We start from the raw sequence: 14,430 nt of genomic DNA, 5'->3' as shown, positions 1-14,430 counted from the left end.
CATTAATCCTTAATCAGTCTTACCAGATGCCTTTCAGCCTGATCTCCCGGGACATTCAGAGCAATCACATCTTTCAATGTAAAACCGCCGCCAACACTAGCTAGTTCCTGTTCCGGGTATACGCCTTTCATTAAAATCAGGCTGCCCGCATCATCGCAGTGTCTCGCGGCTAAATCAATAATCTCGGCAATTGTAGCGAAAGCGCGGGCGGTTATTACCTCAAATTTTGGCAGGGTAAGTTGCTCAACTCGGCCATGTATTACCGTGACATTATTCAATTTAAGCTCGGCCTTCACTTGCTGTAAAAAACGTGTTTTTTTGATATTGCTATCAAGCAGAGTCACCGCCATTTGCGGAAAACAGATCGCCACTGGAATACCTGGAAGGCCAGCACCACTTCCAACGTCCAGCAAACTGTTGCACTGTAAATAAGGAATAAGCGACAGACTATCAAGGATATGTCGCGTCAACATGCCTTGTGGATCACGCACTGAGGTCAGGTTATAAACCTTATTCCATTTTTGCAGTAGCGCAAGATAATCCAGTAGTTGGATTTTTTGCTGGTCGGAAAGTTGTAATTGCAGTTCAGCACAGCCCTTGTCGAGCTGTGCCTTTAAATCAACCGCCATCAGCTGGCTTCGCTCCAGCCTGAACGTTTCAGATGAACCAGCAATAATGAAACGGCAGCCGGTGTCACGCCGGAAATCCGCGCAGCCTGCCCTAAACTCTGTGGTTTGGCATTTTGTAATTTTTCACGTACTTCATTAGATAGGCCACGCACATTTTTATAATCCAAATCATCCGGCAGAGATGTATTTTCATTGCGCTGTAAACGGTTGACTTCATTTTGCTGGCGATTGATATAGCCAGCGTACTTCACCTGAATCATTACCTGCTCAGCCACATCATCAGCAACGATTTGCTCTTCGTCCAGTAATGTCATCAAGCCTTGATAATCCACACTTGGACGACGTAATAACTCGATTGCCGTACTGCTTTTGGCCAGAGGCTCACCCAGCACAGACGTCGCACGTTGTTGATCTATTTTTTCCGGTGACACGCGCATGGTATTCAAGCGGGTATTTTCTTTATCAATGGCTTCCAGTTTTTCACTGAATACGCTCCAGCGCTCATCATCGACAATGCCTAACTGACGGCCAATAGGTGTCAGTCGGGAATCAGCATTATCCTCACGTAACATCAGACGATATTCCGCACGACTGGTGAACATGCGATAAGGCTCTTTGGTGCCGGAGGTGATCAAGTCATCAATTAATACTCCAATATAGGCTTCATCACGACGTGGATACCAAGGCTCGAGCTCTCGAGCCTGCAAGCCGGCATTAAGTCCAGCGATTAACCCCTGTGCGGCGGCTTCTTCATAACCCGTTGTACCATTGATCTGTCCGGCAAAGAACAGACCCGGCATATGTTTGGTTTCCAGCCAAGGCGTTAAATCCCTTGGATCAAAAAAGTCATATTCAATGGCATAGCCCGGACGGGTGATATGGGCATTTTCCAAACCTTTCATTGAACGCACAATTTCATATTGCACATCAAATGGCAGGCTGGTGGAAATACCGTTGGGGTAGACTTCGTTGCAGTTCAGACCTTCCGGTTCAAGGAATATCTGGTGTGAATTCCGATCAGCAAAACGCACCACTTTATCTTCAATTGAAGGGCAGTAACGTGGACCAATGCCTTCAATTTCACCACTGTACATCGGCGATCGATCCAGATTATTACGGATCACCTGATGAGTTTTTTCATTGGTGTGGGTGATATAGCAGGATATCTGGGTTGGATGATCTTTCCGCTTACCCAGAAAAGAAAAGACCGGTGTTGGGTTGTCACCCGGTTGTTCGGCTAACTGGGAAAAATCAATACTGCTGGTCGCAATACGCGGTGGTGTGCCGGTTTTTAATCGATCAACCCGGAACGGTAAAGCACGTAAACGTTCTGCTAGCGCCACAGAGGCAGGGTCTCCTGCCCGACCACCTTGATGACGTTGCAAACCGATATGGATGACACCACCAAGGAAAGTGCCCACTGTGAGCACCACCGTTTTAGCACCAAAGCGTAAACCTGACTGGGTGACTACGCCGGCAACACGATCATTTTCTACAATCAGATCATCAACGGCTTGCTGGAATAAATAGAGATTGGGCTGTGATTCCAGTACTTCACGAATAGCCGCTTTATAACGAATCCGATCAGCCTGAGCACGGGTTGCCCTGACCGCAGGTCCTTTGCTGGCATTAAGGATTCTGAACTGAATACCTGCACGGTCAGCAGCTTTTGCCATGATGCCACCCAGCGCATCAATTTCCTTAACCAGATGGCCTTTACCGATACCACCAATGGCCGGGTTACAGCTCATCTGACCTAACGTTTCAATATTCTGTGTAAGCAACAGTGTTTTTACGCCCTGGCGAGCAGCCGCTAACGCGGCTTCGGTGCCGGCATGGCCGCCGCCAACGACAATCACGTCATATTGATCTTGAAACTGCATAACTCACCCGCGATAAAAACTTGTAAAAGATTGCGAATTTTAACATGCCAGTCACAATCTTTGCCTAATATTTCAATCATTTATAATCAGTTTGGACAAATCGAGCTGATGATATGTAAATAAACCTCAATACAACAATTGGACGGAGTGACATGATTGAGAAAAATACTGGTATTAAGCGATTGCTGTTTGCTTTAGTTTATTCGTTACAAGGCCTGTATGCTGGAATCCGTTATGAATCTGCTTTTCGGCAGGAGTTTATCTTGTTGTTATTACTGGGGTTTGTAAGCTTTTTTCTGGATGTCACTCCAGCCGAAAGGCTTTTGATGATCGCCTCTCTAGTAGCTGTTTTAATTGTTGAAGCACTTAACTCGGCCATCGAGTGTGTGGTGGATCGCGTCAGCACTGATGTACATAAGCTCTCTGGCCGAGCCAAAGATTACGGCTCTCTGGCGGTATTAATGACCTTATTGCTTAGTGCAGCGACCTGGCTGATGATTTTGCTGGATTAAGTTTTTCTTTGATAAGCCCAAATTATGATAATCAAACCTGCAATGATCATCGGTACACATAACAACTGCCCCATGGTGAACCAATTAAATGCCAGATAACCATATTGCGGATCGGGAACCCTGAAAAATTCGGCGATAAAGCGGAAACACCCATAGCCCAGTAAAAACAGTCCTGAAACCGCTGCCCGTGGGCGGTTTTTTGCCGAGAACCACCAGAGAATAATAAATAGTAACAAGCCTTCCATCATCGCCTGGTAAAGCTGGGATGGATGACGCGCTAACGGACCACCTGTTGGAAACACCATCGCCCAGGGCACATCAGAGACTCTACCCCATAACTCGCCATTGATAAAATTGCCTATTCGACCAAAAAACAAACCTAATGGGACTAATGGTGCGACGAAATCACTGATTTCAAAAAAGGATCGGTTTGTCTTGCGACCAAATAACCAGATTGCCAATAACACACCAAGCAATCCGCCATGAAATGACATGCCTCCCTGCCAGACCTTAAACAGATTCAATGGGTTATTTATGACATTTGGCAAATCATAAAAAAGTGCATAGCCAATTCTTCCACCGATGATTACACCAATCGCACCATAGAAAAGCAGGTCTTCTACCTGAGATTTTTCCCAACCATGATCATTGGCTCTCGATCTGGCCAGCATCCAGGCCGCAACAAAACCAAACAGATACATTAATCCATACCAATGAATGGCTAAGGGACCAAGCTCCAAGGCGACAGGATCAATCTGTGGGTAAGTCATTTTTTGTTCTCGTTTACTATGGTGCAGGCATCATATCAAGCTCGCTATGAATCTTCATTACAGAATTTTGCACCATTATTGGGCGCGACAATTTCTACGGCGCACCAAAATAAGCCTTTTATTAAGCTAAAACCAACCCGAAATTATCCCATCTCATTGTAATTAAAAGTGTTTTCAAATGTGGCATATAAACTGCGTTAGTTGTGGCAGTCTGAATACACGGTGTTGTAAAAAATCAACGCATCGGATTCAACAAGACTAAAACAATTCAAACGAGGAGATATAAATGAAATTCAAAACGCTCTCAGCAATATGTCTTGCTGCTACATCAGTTTTCGCCGCTTCATCAGCAATGGCATGGGAAAGCGAAGATGGTGCGCATTCAACCAGTGCTAATGTTGGCCTGTTCAGCGACTACTTATTCAGAGGTATTTCTTTTACCGATGATAAACCTGCTATTCAAGGTGGTTTTGACTACGCACATGCATCTGGTCTTTATGCTGGCACATGGGCTTCTAACCTTTCTATCGACGATGAAACGAATATTGAAATTGATGTGTATGCCGGTTTTGCCAATGAGTTTGGCGAAAGTGGCATCGGCTATGATTTAGGCGTGGTTCGTTATATGTATCCAGGTACTGAAAATGACGAAGAGCTGGACTATAACGAATATTATGGCGGCCTTTCATACAGCTACTTCAGTGCTACCGTGTTTTATACTAGTGACTGGGTCAATACAGGCGAAGACGAAATCTACTATAAACTCGGCTTTGATTATGATCTTCCATATGGTTTAGCGTTATCAGCACATTATGGTTACACCGACTCAGATCGTAATGATGGGGATCCTGCTAAAAGCGATAGCTACAGCGATTACGGCATTGGTGTAACGAAAGGCTTTGCTGGTCTGGATTGGTCTGTTGGCTATTACGGAACAGATAGCGATGGTGAAGATTTTGCCGTGGTTGATAGTAATGCAGATGATCGTTTCTTAGTAAGCGTGAGTTCATCATTCTAAAACACACCCCAAGCAGATGGCTCTGGTAAACAGAGCCATCTTTTCTAAAGAAGGAATACGCTTATGAAACAAGTTGTAGCTATTATCAAGCCCTTCAAGCTTGATGATGTCCGCGAATCACTCTCTGAAATCGGCGTACAAGGTTTAACGGTTTCTGAAGTAAAAGGATTTGGACGTCAAAAGGGTCACACGGAGTTATACCGTGGGGCGGAGTACGTTGTGGATTTCCTGCCTAAATTGAAACTGGAAATCGCAATTGATGACGGCATCGTAGAACAAGTTATCGAAGCTATTATCAAGGGTGCTAACACTGGCAAAATCGGTGATGGCAAGATCTTCGTTTACCCACTTGAGCAAGTGGTTCGGATTCGCACTGGCGAAACCGGCCCTGATGCTCTGTAAGCTTGAGGAGACATTAACATGGAATTAGGAAATCAAATCTTCCAACTCCAGTACGCCATGGACACCTTTTACTTTTTAGTATGTGGTGCTCTGGTTATGTGGATGGCGGCTGGCTTCTCGATGCTTGAAGCAGGTCTGGTTCGTGCGAAAAATACCACTGAAATTCTGACCAAAAACGTTATGTTGTTTGCCATTGCCTGTACCTCTTATTTGGTAGTGGGTTATGACATCATGTACGGCGGCGGTTTATTCCTGGCTGGAATTGATGGCGGTGAAACACTGGTTGCTGATGCATTGGCAGCATCTGCTGAAGAGGGTTTTGAAGGTGGTGCAGTTTACTCTGCCGCATCTGACTTTTTCTTCCAGGTAGTGTTTGTTGCTACGGCAATGTCTATCGTTTCTGGTGCTGTTGCTGAACGTATGAAATTGTGGGCATTCGCTGCATTTGCTGTTGTGATGACTGCGTTTATCTATCCATTAGAAGGTTCATGGACTTGGGGCGGTGCTGATGTATTTGGCATGTATAACCTGGGTGACCTTGGCTTCCTTGACTTTGCTGGTTCCGGTATCGTTCATATGGCAGGGGCTGCTGCAGCATTAGCCGGTGTTATCCTACTGGGTGCTCGTAAAGGCAAATATGGCCCTAACGGTGAAGTTCGTCCGATACCAGGTGCAAACCTGCCATTAGCAACTTTAGGTACATTCATCCTGTGGATGGGTTGGTTCGGCTTTAACGGCGGTTCTGTATTGAAATTAGGCGATATGGCTAGCGCTAACGCTGTTGCGATGGTGTTCCTGAACACAAATGCAGCGGCTGCTGGTGGTGTTATCGCTGCTTTGGTTGTCGCCAAATTACTGTTTGGTAAAGCTGACTTAACCATGATTTTGAACGGTGCTTTAGCTGGTCTGGTAGCGATTACTGCTGGTCCAGACACGCCAACTCCATTAATGGCTACCATTATCGGTGCTGTCGGTGGTGTAATTGTGGTGTTCTCAATCGTCTTTATGGACAAAGTTAAAATCGACGATCCTGTCGGTGCTATCTCTGTGCATGGTGTGGTTGGTCTTTGGGGTCTGCTTGCAGTGCCTTTGACAAACTCTGATGCCAGTTTCTCAGCACAAATCATCGGTGCAGCTACCATCTTCGTTTGGGTATTTGTTTCCAGCTTCATTGTCTGGGCAGTACTGAAAATGATTATGGGTCTGCGTGTGACCGAAGAAGAAGAATACGAAGGTGTGGATTTGGTGGAATGTGGTATGGAAGCATACCCAGAGTTCACTAGCTCTAACTAAGTTATTCTTTACTGAAACGGAAAGGGCAGGTTTTACCTGCCCTTTTTTATGCCTGAAATTTACAAGATTTTATTGATGATACTGAACACTCTCAGCATGCACAGCATCAACCAATGCTGCGACATGTTCAGGATTTATAGTCGGATGGATGCCATGCCCCAGATTAAACACATGTCCACTACCGTGACCATAGGCTTTGAGGATTTCTTTTACTTCTGTTTTTATCCGTTCGGGCTGAGCATATAAAACACAAGGATCCATATTGCCCTGTAAAGCGACTTTATCGCCTATCTGATAACGTGCCAGTGAAAGATCAGTGGTCCAGTCCAGTCCTAACGCATCAGCTCCGACTTCAGCCATATGGCTTAACCACTGGCCCCCACCTTTGGTAAACATGGTTACCGGCACACGTCTGCCATCATTTTCTTTGGTTAAACCGCTGATAATTTGCTGCATATAAGCAAGGGAGAATTCTCTGTAATTTGGTCCACTTAATGCTCCGCCCCAGGTATCAAATAACATTAACGCCTGGGCACCAGCAGCAATTTGTGCATTCAGGTAAGCAGTGACTGACTTGGCAAGTACGGATAACAAATCATGCATGACATCAGGTGTATCAAACATCATGGCTTTGATTTTGGCGAAATCCTTGCTGGAACTGCCTTCAACCATATAACACGCCAAAGTCCAGGGACTGCCACTAAAGCCAATTAAAGGCACTTTGCCATCAATTTCTCTACGTGTCAGGCGGATAGCATCCATCACATACCCCAGACTATCTTCCATATCCGGTACGCTGAGATTGGCTACATCGGCTGCACTGCGGACTGTTTTGTGAAATTTTGGTCCTTCTCCGGTAACAAAATGTAACCCAAGTCCCATTGCATCAGGAATGGTCAAAATATCAGAAAAGATAATCGAAGCATCAAGATCATAACGTCGCAGTGGCTGTAAAGTGACTTCACAGGCCAGCTCCGGCGTGGTGCACAAAGTCATAAAATCACCGGCTTTTTCGCGCACCTGACGATATTCTGGTAAATATCGTCCGGCCTGACGCATAATCCATATGGGTGTTTTGTCGACAGGCTGCTTTAATAAAGCACGCAGATAACGATCATTTTTTAATTCGGACACCGGAGCACCTTTTTATTGTTGATGGCAAAATTTCCTAGCTCAGAAACAAAATCGCACTGAGAGGTCTACTCAAGCGAGTAGGACCAACCCAGTGCGATAAAATTGCCACTATTTTTCAGATATGTACTGAAGTTTAAACTTCCAGATAATCAAGAATGCCTTCAGCTGCCTGTCGACCTTCCCAAACAGCGGTCACCACTAAATCAGATCCACGGACCATATCACCGCCGGCAAAGATTTTCGGATTAGTGGTTTGATAGGCACAATTACCTTCAGCTGGGGCAACCACACGGCCACCATCATCAATGCTGACATTAAACTTTTCAAACCATGGCGCTGGGCTTGGACGGAAACCAAACGCAATAACAACCGCATCTGCTGAAATGATTTCTTCACTGCCAGCGACCGGCTCGGGACGACGACGTCCACGCTCATCGGGTTCGCCCATTGCAGTGGTCACAACTTTGACACCGGTGACTTTATTGCCATCACCAACGATTTCAATCGGCTGACGATTCCACATAAATTCAACGCCTTCTTCACGCGCATTATTCACTTCACGGCGTGAACCAGGCATGTTTTCTTCATCACGGCGATAGGCACAGATAACATTGGTTGCCCCCTGGCGAATCGCCGTACGGTTGCAATCCATAGCGGTATCACCACCACCGAGAACGACTACACGCTTACCTTCCAGTGAAACATAGTTTTCTGAAGGAAGATCCAGCAGTTTTTTGTTGTTGGCCACCAGATAAGGCAATGCTTCATACACGCCAGGCAATTCTTCACCAGGGAAGCCGCCTTTCATATAGGTGTATGTACCCATTCCCAGGAAAACAGCATCGTACTCTTCAAGCAAAGCATCAAATTCAACGTCTTTGCCCACGTCAGTATTTAGGCGGAATTCAATTCCCATACCTTCCATGACTTCACGACGGCGTTTAACAACCTCTTTCTCCAGTTTGAATTCTGGAATACCGAATGTCAGCAGACCACCAATTTCCGGATAGCGATCAAACACAACAGGCTTAACGCCATTGCGAACCAATACGTCAGCAGCACCTAAGCCTGCCGGACCAGCACCAATCACAGCAACCCGTTTACCGGTATCGACAACGTTGGATAAATCCGGACGCCAGCCCTGGGTCAGGGCAGTATCCGTAATGTATTTTTCTACTGAGCCAATGGTGACTGCACCAAAACCATCATTTAGGGTACAGGCACCCTCACATAGACGATCCTGAGGACATACCCGGCCACAGATTTCAGGCAATGTATTGGTTTGGTGTGCCAGTTCAGCAGCTTGTTCCAGATTGCCTTCACTAATCAGTTTCAGCCAATTCGGAATATAGTTATGTACTGGACACTTCCACTCACAATAAGGGTTACCACATTCCAGGCAGCGGTCTGACTGCTCAGCTGCCTGAGATGCATCAAATTCCCCATAGATTTCACCAAATTGCTGTTTACGAACGTTTGCATCCAGCTTTTTTGGGTCGACACGACCTACATCTAAAAATTGAAACGTATTTTTTTTCATCGTTATTAGTTTTACCAGTTGTATCAGGCCGCTTTGGTGGCGATTTTTAATAAACCATCCAATGACGCTGCTTTGGGTTTGACCAGCCAGAATTCTTTAATCGCCTGTTCAAAGCGGTCCAGAATCTGGTGCGCCCAGACACTACCTGTTTCACGCACGTGGTCTTCAATAAGGCCTTTTAGATGCAGAGCAGCTTCGGACATTTCGTCGCTGTCAATCCGCACCAATTCAACCAGCTCTTCGTTATAACGTTCCGCAAAGGTGTTATCCAGATCCAGCACATAAGCAAGACCACCGGTCATGCCAGCACCGAAGTTGAGTCCCGTTTCACCCAGCACAGTAACAACACCGCCGGTCATATACTCACAACCGTGATCACCAACGCCTTCAACAACCGCAACTGCTCCGGAATTACGAACCGCAAAGCGTTCACCTGCTTTACCTGCAGCATACAGTTCACCACCTGTAGCACCATATAAACAGGTGTTACCGATAATGCTGGCATTTTGCGTTTCAAAATCACTTTCCGGTGATGGGTAGATGGTCAGCTTACCTGCTGCCATGCCTTTACCAACATAGTCATTGGCATCGCCTTCAAGACGCATCTCCAGACCACCGGCATTGAATACACCAAAACTTTGTCCGCCAGAACCTTTGAGGTTCAGACGAATAGGTTTATCAATCATGCCGTAATTGCCATGAACCTTGGCGATCTCACCAGACAAACGGGCACCGATTGAACGGTTGATGTTACGAATTTGGTAACTGAATTCACCGCCGGTTTTATTGACGATGGTTTCTTTAATATCCACTACCATTTGCTCAGCCAGCTCACCCTTATCATAGGGTTCATTTTTCGGCTCGAGGCAGAATTGCGGTTTGTCAGCAGGAACACCGGCATTCGACAACAATGGTTGCAGGTTCAGCCCACGCTGTTTATCCGTCGTCCCTGGAAGGATTTCGAGCAAATCAGTACGGCCGATCAAATCTTGCAAACTACGCACACCCAGTTTTGCCAACCATTCACGCGTTTCACGTGCAACAAACTGGAAGTAGTTCATCACCATCTGCGGCAAGCCAATAAAGTGCTGCGTCCGCAGTTTTTCATTTTGTGTTGCAACACCGGTTGCACAGTTATTCAAATGACAAATCCGCAGATATTTACAACCCAACGCAACCATGGGCCCGGTACCAAAACCAAAGCTTTCAGCACCTAAAATAGCTGCCTTGATAACATCCAGACCGGTTTTCAAGCCACCGTCTGTTTGCAGACGTACTTTGTCACGTAAATCATTGGCACGCAGAGTCTGATGGGCTTCACTCAAACCAAGCTCCCATGGACCACCGGCATATTTGACTGAAGTCAGTGGGCTTGCACCAGTACCACCGTCATAACCAGAGATGGTTATCAAGTCGGCATAGGCTTTTGCAACACCTGCAGCAACGGTTCCGACACCTGCTTGCGAGACCAGTTTTACTGATACCAATGCATCAGGATTCACCTGTTTCAGATCAAAGATCAGCTGCGCTAAATCTTCAATCGAATAGATATCATGATGTGGTGGCGGTGAAATCAAGGTTACGCCAGGCACGGAATGGCGAAGCGTAGCTATCATCTGATTAACTTTGCCACCAGGTAACTGACCACCTTCACCCGGTTTCGCACCTTGGGCAATTTTGATCTGCAACACTTCAGCATTCACAAGATAATGTGGCGTTACACCAAAGCGTCCTGAGGCAATCTGTTTGATTTTGGAGACACGCTCGTTACCAAAACGATCCGGATCTTCACCACCTTCACCAGAGTTTGAACGACCACCTAAGCGGTTCATCGCAATCGCCAGCGCTTCATGCGCTTCGGGCGATAACGCTCCTAAAGACATGCCAGCGCTGTCAAAGCGTTGCAGGATAGCGCCAGTATCTTCAATTTCTTCAATATCCAACGGCGTTTCGGCCAGTTTGACTTCCAGCAAGTCACGCAACACCATTGCAGGACGCTCGTTCACCAAAGCGGCATAGGCCTTATAGTCATCATAACTACCGCCCTGAACCGCTTTCTGTAAGGTGCCAATTACATCCGGGTTATAAGCATGGTACTCACCGCCATGGATGAATTTCAGCAAACCACCTTGATCGCGTTTTTTACGTTGATTCCAAGCCAGTTTATTCAGCTGTAACTGATCGTTATGTAACGCATCAAAATCAGCGCCATTCACTCGACTGGTTGTCGCAGTAAAACACTTGTCGACAACAGCATCATTCAGGCCAACGATTTCAAACAATTGTGCCCCACGATAGCTGGCAATTGTCGAGATGCCCATTTTCGAGGTGATTTTGAATAAACCTTTATTGATGCCCTTACGATAATGACGACATAACTCGGCATGTTCGACATCTCTAATTTCATTGGTGGCACGCAGATCCTGCAGGCAAGCATAGGCAAGATAAGGATAAATTGCCGTCGCACCATAGCCCAGCAATACACCGAAGTGATGTGGATCACGAGCTGTCGCGGTTTCAACGATAATATTCGCATCACAGCGTAAACCAGCTTTAATCAGATGCTGATGCACCGCACCAGTTGCCAGTAAAGCATGCACCGGCAATGTGTCTTTGGAAATATCACGATCGCTTAGCACTAATACGACATTACCATCACGCACGGCATTTTCTGCATCAGCACAAATGTTATCAATCGCTTTTTCCAAACCTATTTCAGGCTGATAATTCAGAGAGATACGGTAAGATTTGTATTCAGGATCGTTATCGCCGAGCTTGAGGATCTGCTTAAACAGTTTTTCAGTTAATACAGGCGAATCAAGTACCACACGCTGGGCATGGTCTTCACCTTCTTCAAACAGGTTACGCTCTTCACCAATACACGTCTCCAGAGACATGACTATGTTTTCACGTAATGGATCGATAGGTGGATTGGTGACCTGGGCAAACTGTTGACGGAAATAGTCATACAATGAACGCACTTTCTCAGACATCACCGCAAACGGGCTATCATCGCCCATTGATCCAGTTGCTTCCTGACCAAGCTCACCTAATACACGAATGACCTGATCACGTTCTTCAAAACTGACGCCGAACATTTTTTCATAGATATCCAGCTCATCGCCCTGAATTGAAGGCAATGTATGCTCGTCATCTTTCTCTGTGTCGTGAAGACGCTGCAGATTATTATCCAGCCACTCGCGATATGGCTGTGCTTTTTTGAGCATATTGTTGATATCTTCAGGCATCAACAATTCACCGGTCTGGGTATCTACCGCCAGCATCTGACCAGGTTTCAGTCGTCCCTTTTCAACCACATCTTCCGGCTGATAGTTGTACACGCCTACTTCAGAAGCCAACGTAATATGACGGTCTTTGGTAATGACATAACGGGCTGGACGCAAACCATTACGATCCAAGGTACATGCCGCATAACGACCATCAGTGATAACTACACCCGCTGGACCATCCCATGGTTCCATATGCATGGAATTAAAATCATAGAATGCCTTGAGGTCAGCATCCATAGTGGGATCGTTCTGCCAAGCAGGTGGGATCAGTAAACGCATTGCACGGAACATGCTTACGCCACCAGCCAACAAGGCTTCCAGCATATTATCCATACTGGATGAGTCAGAACCGCTGGTGCCAACTAATGGGCGGATATCTTCCATATTCTCGATTAACGAGGTGGCAAATTTTGCACCACGCGCCAAGGCCCAGTTCCGGTTGCCTTGAACAGTATTGATTTCGCCATTGTGTGCGAGATAACGGAATGGCTGAGCCAGACGCCATTGCGGCCAGGTGTTGGTAGAGAAACGCTGATGGAACACACAAATCGCAGTTTCCATGCGTTCATCACTGAGATCTTTATAAAACACTGGCAAATATGAAGGCATTACCAGGCCTTTATAAGACACCACTTGTGATGACAGGCTTGGAATGTAGAAATCTTTATCGTCTGTAATGGCTTTTTCAGCTTTACGGCGCGCGATATAGAGATTGCGTTCAAATGCCGCATCATCCATAGACTCGCCAGCATTAACAAATACATGGCGCATCTTCGGTAGCAGCCGCAAGGCTTCCTGACCACATGCTGCTTCAGGCTCAACGGGTACTTCACGCCAGCCAGCGATTTGCAGGCCTTGTTCGATGAGCTTTGCGGTAACTGCGTCCTGCGCTAACTGTGCTTTAGTGTCGTCCTGTGACAGAAATACCATACCCACTGCATAGCGCTGTGCCAGCGAAAAGCCAAGCTCTTCGGCAATAGCTTTAAAAAAGCTGTCAGGTTTTTTTAGCAATAAACCACAACCGTCGCCGGTTTTGCCATCCGCACCGATTGCACCACGATGGGTCAGGTTACCCAGTGCTTCAATGGCTGTCTTAACAAGCCAGTGACTGGGTTTACCATCCATCTGAGCAATAAGTCCGAATCCGCAGTTATCGCGCTCAAATTCAGGTCTGTAAAGACCTTGTGTTAGTTCTGTTGGCTGACTCACGTCACATACCTTCATCGTTTGTTAGCGCCGTCGCAGCTCCACTCCGGTAGTTAAACCGGCACAGCTATGTCTAAACTGAGGAGCGTCGCACAAAAACACGGCAGAAAGGATCACCTAGTATAACGATTGATCCGGTACCATTCAATTCTAGCTGCATTTTTTTGACAACAACCAACAGCAGTAAATTTTCCTATTTTCAATAAAATAGCTAAAATGCACTGCTTTTCTGACAAACAATCGGACTAACAATGGACAAACCACTGGTAGGCGTAGTGATGGGCAGTAATAGTGACTGGCCAGTCATGCAAAAAGCCGTTGAACAACTTGAAGCTTTTGGCGTTGCCTACGAAACTCAGGTTGTATCTGCTCACCGAACCCCGGATCTACTTACCGAATACGCTAAAACGGCTAAAAGTAAAGGGTTAAGCTGTATCATCGCGGGAGCTGGTGGGGCCGCCCATTTGCCAGGTATGCTCGCGGCGAACACATTAGTCCCGGTACTCGGTGTTCCGGTTCCTTCGCGTTACCTCAAAGGCCAGGACTCTCTTTTATCCATTGTACAAATGCCTAAAGGTATTCCGGTTGCTACCTTTGCCATTGGTGAAGCTGGCGCTGCAAATGCTGCTTTGTTTGCTATTGCCCAACTGGCAATTCATGACACAAAACTGGCAGCAAAACTGGAACAGTTCCGCAAAAATCAGCATCAGGCCGTGCTGGATATGACACTTCCCCCATTAGCTTAGAACTGAG

At 46.3% G+C, this 14,430-nt stretch carries 11 protein-coding genes; 5 read left to right on the top strand and 6 right to left on the bottom strand.

The genetic code is table 11. From position 1 onward, the window contains the following. Positions 1-2: 2 nt before the first annotated feature. Both rsmG and mnmG read right to left on the bottom strand, forming a co-directional pair. Positions 3-629 carry a 16S rRNA (guanine(527)-N(7))-methyltransferase RsmG gene (rsmG, locus tag B4F66_RS01120; RefSeq protein ID WP_292358502.1) on the bottom strand — a complete coding sequence of 209 codons (627 nt, stop codon included), beginning with the start codon at positions 627-629 and terminating at the stop codon, positions 3-5. After that, a complete protein-coding gene (mnmG, locus tag B4F66_RS01115) occupies positions 629-2,512 on the bottom strand; it encodes a tRNA uridine-5-carboxymethylaminomethyl(34) synthesis enzyme MnmG (protein ID WP_292358503.1) in 1,884 nt (627 codons plus the stop codon). Before mnmG ends, rsmG begins: the two co-directional genes overlap by 1 nt. Positions 2,513-2,664: 152 nt before the next feature. On the opposite strand from mnmG, the gene B4F66_RS01110 reads away from it, so the two are divergent. Next, complete coding sequence (locus tag B4F66_RS01110; protein WP_292358505.1) at positions 2,665-3,024, top strand: diacylglycerol kinase; 360 nt, start codon at positions 2,665-2,667, stop codon at positions 3,022-3,024. Here the strand turns inward: B4F66_RS01110 and lgt are convergent. Beyond that, complete coding sequence (lgt, locus tag B4F66_RS01105) at positions 3,021-3,794, bottom strand: prolipoprotein diacylglyceryl transferase (protein ID WP_292358508.1); 774 nt, start codon at positions 3,792-3,794, stop codon at positions 3,021-3,023. The two genes, B4F66_RS01110 and lgt, sit on opposite strands and share 4 nt — an antisense overlap. Before the next feature lie 286 nt (positions 3,795-4,080). Between lgt and B4F66_RS01100 the strand changes: the two genes are divergently transcribed. The 3 genes from B4F66_RS01100 to amtB all read left to right on the top strand — a co-directional run bounded on the left by B4F66_RS01100 (position 4,081) and on the right by amtB (position 6,507). After that, positions 4,081-4,812: a TorF family putative porin gene (locus B4F66_RS01100; protein ID WP_292358510.1), complete on the top strand. Its 732-nt coding sequence runs from the start codon at positions 4,081-4,083 to the stop codon at positions 4,810-4,812. A gap of 63 nt (positions 4,813-4,875) precedes the next feature. Beyond that, positions 4,876-5,214: a P-II family nitrogen regulator gene (locus B4F66_RS01095; RefSeq protein WP_226075668.1), complete on the top strand. Its 339-nt coding sequence runs from the start codon at positions 4,876-4,878 to the stop codon at positions 5,212-5,214. A gap of 18 nt (positions 5,215-5,232) precedes the next feature. Further along, positions 5,233-6,507: an ammonium transporter AmtB gene (amtB, locus tag B4F66_RS01090; RefSeq protein WP_292358514.1), complete on the top strand. Its 1,275-nt coding sequence runs from the start codon at positions 5,233-5,235 to the stop codon at positions 6,505-6,507. A 69-nt stretch (positions 6,508-6,576) separates the two neighbouring features. On the opposite strand, the gene hemE is transcribed toward amtB, so the two are convergent. From hemE to gltB, 3 genes are all read right to left on the bottom strand, one after another. After that, positions 6,577-7,641, bottom strand: a complete 1,065-nt coding sequence (hemE, locus tag B4F66_RS01085) for a uroporphyrinogen decarboxylase (RefSeq protein WP_292358515.1) — start codon at positions 7,639-7,641, stop codon at positions 6,577-6,579. A gap of 133 nt (positions 7,642-7,774) precedes the next feature. Next, on the bottom strand, positions 7,775-9,181 hold the full coding sequence (locus B4F66_RS01080; protein WP_292358517.1) for a glutamate synthase small subunit GltD family protein: 1,407 nt from the start codon (positions 9,179-9,181) through the stop codon (positions 7,775-7,777). A gap of 23 nt (positions 9,182-9,204) precedes the next feature. After that, positions 9,205-13,695, bottom strand: a complete 4,491-nt coding sequence (gene gltB / locus B4F66_RS01075; protein WP_292358518.1) for a glutamate synthase large subunit — start codon at positions 13,693-13,695, stop codon at positions 9,205-9,207. 233 nt (positions 13,696-13,928) lie between these two features. Between gltB and purE the strand changes: the two genes are divergently transcribed. Beyond that, on the top strand, positions 13,929-14,423 hold the full coding sequence (gene purE, locus B4F66_RS01070) for a 5-(carboxyamino)imidazole ribonucleotide mutase (protein WP_292358520.1): 495 nt from the start codon (positions 13,929-13,931) through the stop codon (positions 14,421-14,423). The last annotated feature ends 7 nt before the right edge of the window (positions 14,424-14,430 follow it).

Origin of the sequence: Methylophaga sp. UBA3603, from assembly GCF_002375335.1 — a bacterium.
Lineage (GTDB): Bacteria > Pseudomonadota > Gammaproteobacteria > Nitrosococcales > Methylophagaceae > Methylophaga.
The sequence above is the reverse complement of the archived record's forward strand: the minus strand, read 5'-3'. Positions and strand labels throughout refer to the sequence as shown.